8 protein-coding genes are annotated in these 7,986 nt (G+C 61.7%); 1 reads left to right on the plus strand and 7 read right to left on the minus strand.

Going from position 1 to position 7,986, the window contains the following annotated elements:
• Positions 1 to 607 precede the first annotated feature (607 nt).
• Positions 608 to 1,609, minus strand: a complete 1,002-nt coding sequence (locus VJV58_RS04190) for a bifunctional riboflavin kinase/FAD synthetase (RefSeq protein ID WP_324136086.1) — start codon at positions 1,607 to 1,609, stop codon at positions 608 to 610.
• 233 nt (positions 1,610 to 1,842) lie between these two features.
• Between VJV58_RS04190 and VJV58_RS04195 the strand changes: the two genes are divergently transcribed.
• The gene (locus VJV58_RS04195) at positions 1,843 to 2,238 is read left to right on the plus strand and encodes a response regulator (protein ID WP_324136087.1); all 396 of its coding nucleotides are present in this window, start codon (positions 1,843 to 1,845) and stop codon (positions 2,236 to 2,238) included.
• Positions 2,239 to 2,256: 18 nt separating this feature from the next.
• On the opposite strand, the gene VJV58_RS04200 is transcribed toward VJV58_RS04195, so the two are convergent.
• From VJV58_RS04200 to moaD, 6 genes are all read right to left on the minus strand, one after another.
• Complete coding sequence (locus VJV58_RS04200; RefSeq protein WP_324136088.1) at positions 2,257 to 3,111, minus strand: TIGR01459 family HAD-type hydrolase; 855 nt, start codon at positions 3,109 to 3,111, stop codon at positions 2,257 to 2,259.
• A gap of 15 nt (positions 3,112 to 3,126) precedes the next feature.
• A complete protein-coding gene (locus tag VJV58_RS04205; protein WP_324136089.1) occupies positions 3,127 to 4,572 on the minus strand; it encodes an EAL domain-containing protein in 1,446 nt (481 codons plus the stop codon).
• A 194-nt stretch (positions 4,573 to 4,766) separates the two neighbouring features.
• Positions 4,767 to 6,113 carry an aspartate aminotransferase family protein gene (locus VJV58_RS04210; RefSeq protein ID WP_324136090.1) on the minus strand — a complete coding sequence of 449 codons (1,347 nt, stop codon included), beginning with the start codon at positions 6,111 to 6,113 and terminating at the stop codon, positions 4,767 to 4,769.
• Between the two features lie 136 nt (positions 6,114 to 6,249).
• Positions 6,250 to 7,206 carry a 50S ribosomal protein L3 N(5)-glutamine methyltransferase gene (gene prmB, locus VJV58_RS04215; RefSeq protein WP_324136091.1) on the minus strand — a complete coding sequence of 319 codons (957 nt, stop codon included), beginning with the start codon at positions 7,204 to 7,206 and terminating at the stop codon, positions 6,250 to 6,252.
• A complete protein-coding gene (locus VJV58_RS04220) occupies positions 7,206 to 7,673 on the minus strand; it encodes a molybdenum cofactor biosynthesis protein MoaE (protein ID WP_324136092.1) in 468 nt (155 codons plus the stop codon). Before VJV58_RS04220 ends, prmB begins: the two co-directional genes overlap by 1 nt.
• Before the next feature lie 9 nt (positions 7,674 to 7,682).
• Positions 7,683 to 7,934, minus strand: coding sequence for a molybdopterin converting factor subunit 1 (gene moaD / locus VJV58_RS04225; RefSeq protein ID WP_324136093.1), 252 nt, complete (start codon positions 7,932 to 7,934; stop codon positions 7,683 to 7,685).
• Between the last annotated feature and the right edge of the window lie 52 nt (positions 7,935 to 7,986).

Raw genomic sequence — 7,986 nt, forward strand, 5'->3', positions numbered from 1 at the left:
GATAACCGCGTCGCGGCATTCGCCCATCTCCCTCGGATTCCTCCACGCAAAAACCCACACCCCGCGATCTCGCCGCGCATTTCCGCGCGAGTTTTGGATCGTGTGAAGCGCATCTGAAAATCAGAGGTCGCAGGGAATGCCGGGCGCTCAATGCACCCGCAGTCTCGTATGCAAAAATAGAAAGCATACGAGTTAGTCACCACAGGTTCACCGGATTCACCCGGCATTCCCGCACGCAATGGTTTTACGGCTTATAACGTGATCTTCCCGGTGATCGGGCTTTGTTGTCACCGTCGCCTGCGGAAATACTTCAGCAAGCTTGACGCCAGCGTCGAGGCGTCAGAACCACACGACTTCGCCGTCCGCTTCACATGCCGTTCGTCAGCGGCACATCAGCGTCCATCGCATCCCGTCCCGCGTTCGTGACGATCGCGAAACGCCCCTCATCTGGGCCGGGACGGCGCGCTTATGGATGTGATTTGGGCAAAACGAGAAGCAATATATTTCTCCAAACAGCGCTGGACAGAGAAATCACCGATTTGCGCGTCGGGCACCGTCTAGGTTGAATGCCTCAACTGCCTGACATGTGTCGCGCGACTGCCAGAGGCTAGGCGGAATTGATGACCCCAAGTTTCGGAAATGCTTCGGGATCGGCCGCCAGCACGGCGCGAGCGCGGGCGCTGTCCTCATCCATTCTCGCTACCAGCGCCTCGACGCTATCGAATTTCAATTCGTCGCGGATGAAGCTGATGAAGGCCACATCGAGCGTCGCTCCATAGAGGTCGCCCTCGAAGTCGAACATAAAGATTTCAAGCAGCGGCGCGCCGTTGTCGAAGGTCGGGCGGCGGCCGAAGCTCGCGACCCCATCGAAGCGCAATTGATGCTTGCCTTGGTTCTTGCCTTGCTCTCGCTCGACCCGAACTGCGTAGATGCCGTGCTTGAGCCCGCAATTATTGTCCAGACGGATATTGGCGGTCGGATAGCCGAGATCGCGGCCGCGCTTTTCGCCATGGATCACTTCACCGGTGACGAACCATGGACCTCCGAGCATCGCGCTAGCATCCTTAATCTGTCCCTCCGCGAGCGCCATGCGGATAGCGCTGGAGGAAACCGGCCGCTCGTCGATATCGACGTGCGGCTGCACGTCCACTTCGATGCCGAGCCGCGGCGCCTCATTGGCGAGCAGGCTCGGCGATCCGACCCGCCCCTTACCGAAATGGAAGTCATAACCGACGGCAATACCGCTCACGCCGAGCCGATCGATCAGGTCATGGTGAATGAAATCCTTCGCCGTAGTCTCGGCGCGGTGCTTATCGAAGGTCATCACAACCGCGCCCTCTAACCCCGTTCCGGCCAGCAGACGCAGTTTTGCAGTCTCGTCGGTGAGCCTGAACTGGGGTGTATTCGGGCTGAAGAACCGGCGCGGGTGCGGCTCGAAGGTCACCGCCAGGGCGGGACGCCCCTGAATGCGCGCCATTTGCAGGGCCGCCGCGATAACCGCACGATGGCCTAGGTGAACGCCATCGAAATTTCCCATGGCGACCACCGCGCCGCGCGGGATCGCGGCCAGGGGCGTGGAGTCGCGGATAATGATAAATCCAGACGGCATTGACGGATTCTTTAGCTCAGTTGGATGCGGCCGGACCGTGACTTGCGGCGCGCAACGAAGTCAAGCGCAGCTAGATAGCGCGTCAGTGGGCGGCAGGTATGTCGCCCTTGCGGTATCAGGTTAACGGGCTGTTTAACGCCCAGTGCTAGTGGTTGGACAGCACCCGTGGCCAGTTTTGGTCCGCGGCGGTTGAGCGGTGCCCGATAGCATTATGTTCGTGTAAGGAATGCAAGATGGCGGTTGACACGTCGATGTCGGTCCTCGTGGTGGATGATTACAACACCATGATCCGCATCATCAGGAATCTTCTAAAGCAACTCGGATTCGAGAACATAGATGATGCCAGTGACGGATCGGCGGCGCTTAACAAGATGCGAAGCAAGAAATACGGCCTGGTGATCTCCGACTGGAATATGGAGCCGATGACGGGTTACGACCTGCTCCGGGAAGTTCGAGCCGATCCCAACCTCGCGACCACGCCGTTCATCATGATCACGGCGGAATCCAAAACCGAGAACGTGATCGCCGCCAAGAAGGCGGGCGTGAACAATTACATCGTCAAGCCGTTCAATGCGGCAACGCTCAAAACCAAGATTGAGGCGGTATTCCCCGATACAGTGCCCGCTTAACACGGCGCATACGAGAAGCTACCACCTCAGCTCGCGTGTCAGCGCGCGGGGAGGGTGGCCGAAAAGCTGCTTCACCGATACCGGATCGAGTTGATCGACCCCTTCAAACTCTTCGGCATGAATGCCTCTGGTGACGAACAAGCAATCGATGCCGAAGCCGTGCGCGCCTGCCACATCGGTGCGTACTGAATCGCCGATTGCGAGAACGCGATCCAGACTGATCGGGTGATGGTGCCGCTTGGCCGCCAATTCCATCGCGCGCTCATAGATCGGCCGGTGCGGCTTGCCATAAAAGATCACCTCGCCGCCGACTTCGCGGTAGAGTTCAGCAATCGCGCCGGCGCAGTAGATCAAACGATCGCCGCGTTCAACCACGATGTCCGGATTGGCGCAGACCAGCGTCAGCTTGCGGTCGCGCGCCTGCAGCATCATCGCGCGATAATCTTCAGCCGATTCCGTTTCATCGTCGAACAGACCGGTGCAAACGATATAGTCGGCCTGTTCCAGCGGGGCGAGCACCGGATCGAGCCCGCGATGGATCGAGTTGTCGCGCTCGGGCCCGATCCAGAACATTTTCCGACCGGGATGGTCGGCGACGAAATGCCGGGTCAGATCGCCCGAACTGACGATGGCGTCATAGGTATCATCCGCGACCCCCAGTTTGCGCAATTGCCGCTGCACGGAATCGGCGGGTCGCGGCGCATTGGTGATCAGAATCACGGTGCCGCCTTGCTTGCGAAAAGTGTGAAGCGCTTCGCAGGCCTCCGGAAATGCCACCAGCCCGTTATGAACGACGCCCCAGATATCGCTGAGCACGACCTCGAGCCCGGTCGCGAGATCGCGCAGCTTCTCGATGAATCGGAGTGATTTCATCGCAGCGATGGCCGCTCAGGCCTGGCCTGCGATGCGCCGGGCCAATGCGGCATTCCCAGACACCCGCGCGGGATCGATGGCCAAGCCATCCAGCGAAGCAGTTCTGCCTGAGCCATTGATTTCCTGCGTCTTGGCGGGGATGCTCCCGGCGGTAGCAGATGCTCCCTCGGGCCGCAACGGCCGCGGCGGCGCAAACAGGAAGCCCTGGCCGAACCGGACGTCATAGTCGAGCAGATCAACCACGGACCTTTCGCCTTCGATTCGCTCGGCAATCAGGTCGATACCGAAGCGGCCAAGCAGATCGGAAAGATCCGAGGGGTGAATGTCGGAGCCCGAATTGTGGCGATGGTCCAGCAGCAGCGCTGCCGGCACCTTGATGAAGCGGACGCCCCGGTCGGCGAGTTCGCGTGGCTCGATACGCAAATCCGTGACGTGGTCAATCGAGAAACGAAAGCCGCGTTGCGCCAAGGCCGCCAGATGCTCGATCTTGCCCGGATCAAGATTGCGAAATGTCGACTGCTTGAATTCCAGCACCAGTGAAGGCGCGAGTGCGCGATTGGCTTCGAGGAAGTCCAGGCATTGCGCGAAAATCGCGGGATTTCCCAAGGTCGCGGCGGCCACATTGCAGAACACGCCGACGTCCTTGTTGCGCACCATCAGCCGGCGCAGCACCTGCACGCATTTCAGCATCACGGCGTGATCGATCCGCCCGATCAGGCCGGCGGCTTCCGCGACCAGAATGAAATCGTCGGCGGCCACAACCTGGTCCCGCTCGTCGCGCAGGCGCGTCACCGCTTCATAGAAGCGCACCTTTCGTTGCGGCAGACTCACCATCGGCTGCAGATAGATGTCGATGCGGTTTTCATCGATCGCGCTTTTCACGGCAGCGAGAATCTGTGCCTGGCTGCGGGAGGATGAGCCATCGCTGGACGTGCTCGTCGATGCCGACGCGACTCCCGCCTCGTGGCCGCCCGATGTTTCATCGACGGACGATGACGCCTCGCTGGCCGACTCGGTTTGAAGTTTTCCGGCGGAGCTCGCGATGGCCGCGGTCGCACCCGCCAACATGTCATCATGGTTTGCAACTGACGCCGCAAGTTGCTTCACCAATGTGCCCAGCTCATTGATCTCGCTGGTGACCGCCTGAATGCGATCGGCGCTAACGGAGTTCGCTGAAACCATCTTGCCTTCCAGCGCGGCGAGGCGACGGCCAAATTCGGCCACCTGGCGGGCGAGATCCGCGGTGCCGCGAGACAGGTCGGCGATCTGTCCGCCGACGTCGGTGCGATCGCGCAGTCTCATCGAGACCGCATTGTAGAGGATGAAGGCGGTCAGCGCGGTGAGCGCGACGATGGCGGATTCGGTTCCGCTGATGCCGGCGACCGAGTACAGGATCAGGCCGAGCGAGGCGGCGACCAGTACCATGCAGATGGCGATGAATATCGTGGAAATCCGGATCATGCTGCGCGGAAGCCCCCCAGCTCCTCTCGTCCCTGGCTCGGGGGCGCTTCGCACCAGCCTGCCAGCGCTCACCCAAGCGCTGCGACCTTAGCATCAATGTTGATTCGAGCAGCTAGTGTTCTTTTTGGTCGGACTAAAACTCCGATCGGGAACTCTCGGTCTTTCCCCCGCGCACCGACCGCGCGGGGAGCGCGTCAGGCGACCGCGCGGATCACCTTTGCGACCTTGTCAACCATCTCGCCGATCTGGTCCTCGGTGATGATCAAGGGCGGCGTCAGCGCCAGCGTGTCGCCCGCGATCCGAAGCATGAGGTCGTTGTCGTGGAATGCGCTGTTGAGCGCGTCGAAGCCGCGCTTGCCCGGAAGTTCCGCGCGCGGGGCAAGGTCGATACCGGCGGTCAGGCCGACGGTGCGGATATCGACCACGTTGGGCTCCCGTTTCAGCGACATCACGGCGTCGGCGAACTTCGATTCGAGCTTGTTGGCCCGCTCGAACAGCTTCTCATCGCGGTAGATATCCAGGGTCGCCAAAGCCGCGGCGCAGGCGAGGGGATGGGCCGAATAGGTATAGCCATGGGCCAATTCCACCAGGTGCTCAGGGCCGCTCATGAACGCATCATGGATGGTGTCGCGTACCAGCACGCCGCCCATCGGGGCCGCGCCATTGGTAATGCCCTTCGCAAACGTGAGCATGTCCGGCAGTACGCCGTATCGCTCGGCGGCAAAGGCAAATCCGAGCCTGCCGTAACCGGTGATGACCTCGTCGAAGATCAGCAGAATGCCATGCTTCTGAGTGATTTCGCGCAGTCTCTTAAGGTACCCTTTCGGCGCCGGCAGCACGCCCGTGGATCCAGCCATTGGTTCCACGATCACCGCGGCGATGGTGGAGGCGCCGTGCAGATTGACCAGCCGCTCCAACTCATCGGCGAAATGGATGCCGTATTCCGGCTCACCTTTGGTGAAAGCCTGCCGCTCGCGGTCATAGGTGTGGGGGAGATGGTCGACGCCCGCCAGCAGCGTGCCGAACATCTTGCGATTGTTGACGATCCCGCCGACCGAAGTGCCGCCGAATCCGACGCCGTGGTAGCCGCGCTCGCGCCCGATCAACCGGCTTCGCGTCCCCTGGCCCTGGGTTTGATGATAGGCCAGCGCGATCTTCAGCGCTGTGTCGGCGGCTTCCGAGCCGGAATTGCAGAAGAACACGTGATCGAGGCCGTCGGGCGCGAGATCGGCGATGCGGCTTGCGAGTTCGAACGCCTGCGGTATCCCGAATTGGAACGGCGGCGCGTAATCCAGCGTCTCGGCCTGCTTGGCGATGGCAGCCGCAATTTGCGTCCGACCATGGCCGGCATTGGTGCACCACATGCCCGAGGCGGCATCGATGATCTTGCGGCCGTCGACTGTAAAGTAATGCATGTCCTTGGCGCCGGCGAGCAGACGCGGCGCCTTTTTGAACGCCCGATTGGCGGTGAACGGCATCCAGTGTGCCGCAAGGTCATTGGGCACGTTGACGGCGGCGGGGCGTGGGCTCTTGTCCAGCATGGGAGGCCTCTTTATTCGCGAATGTGACGGCTATGCCCGCAAGCTATCAGCTTCATCGCGGAACGGGAACGCTACCGACGGCCTATATTTCGGCAAATTGGGCCGTTTCACGAAGGTGTGCGGTTCACGGCCGTGTTCACAAGTCGCGTGCGGCGATCCAGAACACTTCACCTTCGGAATCTTCCGTATCCAGCCACAGCATCGGCATTTTCGGGAATTCAGCTTCGAGCGCCGGCCGGCAACGCCCGACCTCGCACAAGAGCCCGCCGTCTGCGGTGAGGTGCCGTCCGGCCTCGTTCAAGATGCGCCGGATGATGTCGATCCCGTCGGCGCCGCCGTCAAACGCCAGCCTGGGCTCGGCGCGGCATTCGCGCGGCAGTCCGGCCATGCCTTTTTCATCGACATAGGGTGGGTTGGAAATGATCAGGTCGTAACGCGCGTCTCCGATCGGCTTGAAGAGATTGCCTCGATGCAACGTCACCCGGTGTTCAAGGCCGTACTCGGCAATGTTGCGGGCGGCGACATCGAGCGCATCCCCGGAAATGTCGACCGCTTCGATCCGGGCGTTCGGAAATTTCCGGCTCGCGAGAATTGCGAGGCATCCCGAGCCGGTGCAGAGATCGAGGACGCTCTCGACCGCATCGGGCTCCTCGATCAGCGAGGCGCTGTGGCCGCTATCGCCGGCGAAGTGCGAATCCAGCAACTCGCCGATAAAGGACCGCGGTACGATCACGCGTTCGTCGACGTAGAACGGCAGGCCACGCATATAGACCTTGTTCACCAGATAAGCGGCGGGTTTGCGGGTGCTGACGCGCCGCGCGATCACGTCAAGGATCGCTTTGGCCTCGCGCCCTGTGACCCGGGCAGCCGCGAACGCTTCGAACTGGTCGGGACGAAGGTGCAGCGTTTCACACACCAGGAACGCCGCTTCCGCGACCGGATCGGTGGTGCCGTGGGCGAACACCAGTCCGGCCTCGAGGAAACGACTGACGGCATAGCGGACGAAATCGAGCATCGTCAGCAGTTCGCCGGCCGGAACTCTCGGAAGTTTGACAGCGCGGCCGCGCTTCACCGGCCTGCCGCGCGTTGCCATCACGACTTGGTCCAGCGCGCGACCGCGGCGTCGTCTTGGCTGCGCGCATCGACCCAGGTCGTTCCCGCGGCGCTCTCCTCGCGTTTCCAGAACGGGGCGCTGGCCTTCAGATAGTCCATCAGGAACTCCGCGGCCGCAAACGCCGCCTGCCGGTGTTGCGAGGCGGTCAACACCAGTACGATATTCTCGCCCGGGTTGATGCGGCCGACGCGGTGAATGACGCTGACGCCGCTCAAGGGCCAGCGTGACATCGCGCTCTCGACGTGGCGCGCGATCTCGGCTTCCGCCATGCCCGGATAGTGCTCGAGCGTCAGCGCCGCGATATTCTCGCCGTTCTCATTGCCGCGGCAAATGCCCGAGAAACTTACGACCGCGCCGATATCGGTACGCCCATTCGTCAACGCGGCGATTTCACGCGCGATGTCGAAATCGGCTTGCTGGATACGGATGGTCGGCTTCGCGGTCATGCGATCGACTTAGCCGCCCGTCATCGGAGGAAAGAAGGCAATTTCGCGCGCCCCGGCAATCGCAGCGTCTTGCTTGACGTGGGCGTGGTCGATCGCGGCGCGGATGACGCGCGGCTTCTCGAAAGCGTGGGCATAGGTTTCGCCACGCCTCGCCAGCCACGCCATCAAATCACCGACGGTGCGCACGTTTGCCGGCGGCTCGACTGTTTCCTCCGATTTGCCGATCCGTTCGCGCACCCAGGCAAAATATTTGACTTTCATCCCTCATCCTCCTCGATGAGGTGGTGAATGCCGGCACGTAAATAGTCCCACC

The sequence above is a fragment of the Bradyrhizobium sp. genome (genome assembly GCF_035273305.1).
GTDB lineage: Bacteria > Pseudomonadota > Alphaproteobacteria > Rhizobiales > Xanthobacteraceae > Bradyrhizobium.

Excerpts from the sequence above, each read along its gene's own strand:
- VJV58_RS04200 (WP_324136088.1), bottom strand. The coding sequence starts at position 3,111 with ATGAAATCACTCCGATTCATCGAGAAGCTGCGCGATCTCGCGACCGGG.
- prmB (WP_324136091.1), bottom strand. The coding sequence starts at position 7,206 with ATGGCAACGCGCGGCAGGCCGGTGAAGCGCGGCCGCGCTGTCAAACTT.
- VJV58_RS04220 (WP_324136092.1), bottom strand. The coding sequence starts at position 7,673 with ATGACCGCGAAGCCGACCATCCGTATCCAGCAAGCCGATTTCGACATC.
- VJV58_RS04210 (WP_324136090.1), bottom strand. The coding sequence starts at position 6,113 with ATGCTGGACAAGAGCCCACGCCCCGCCGCCGTCAACGTGCCCAATGAC.
- VJV58_RS04195 (WP_324136087.1), top strand. The coding sequence starts at position 1,843 with ATGGCGGTTGACACGTCGATGTCGGTCCTCGTGGTGGATGATTACAAC.
- VJV58_RS04190 (WP_324136086.1), bottom strand. The coding sequence starts at position 1,609 with ATGCCGTCTGGATTTATCATTATCCGCGACTCCACGCCCCTGGCCGCG.
- VJV58_RS04205 (WP_324136089.1), bottom strand. The coding sequence starts at position 4,572 with ATGATCCGGATTTCCACGATATTCATCGCCATCTGCATGGTACTGGTC.
- moaD (WP_324136093.1), bottom strand. The coding sequence starts at position 7,934 with ATGAAAGTCAAATATTTTGCCTGGGTGCGCGAACGGATCGGCAAATCG.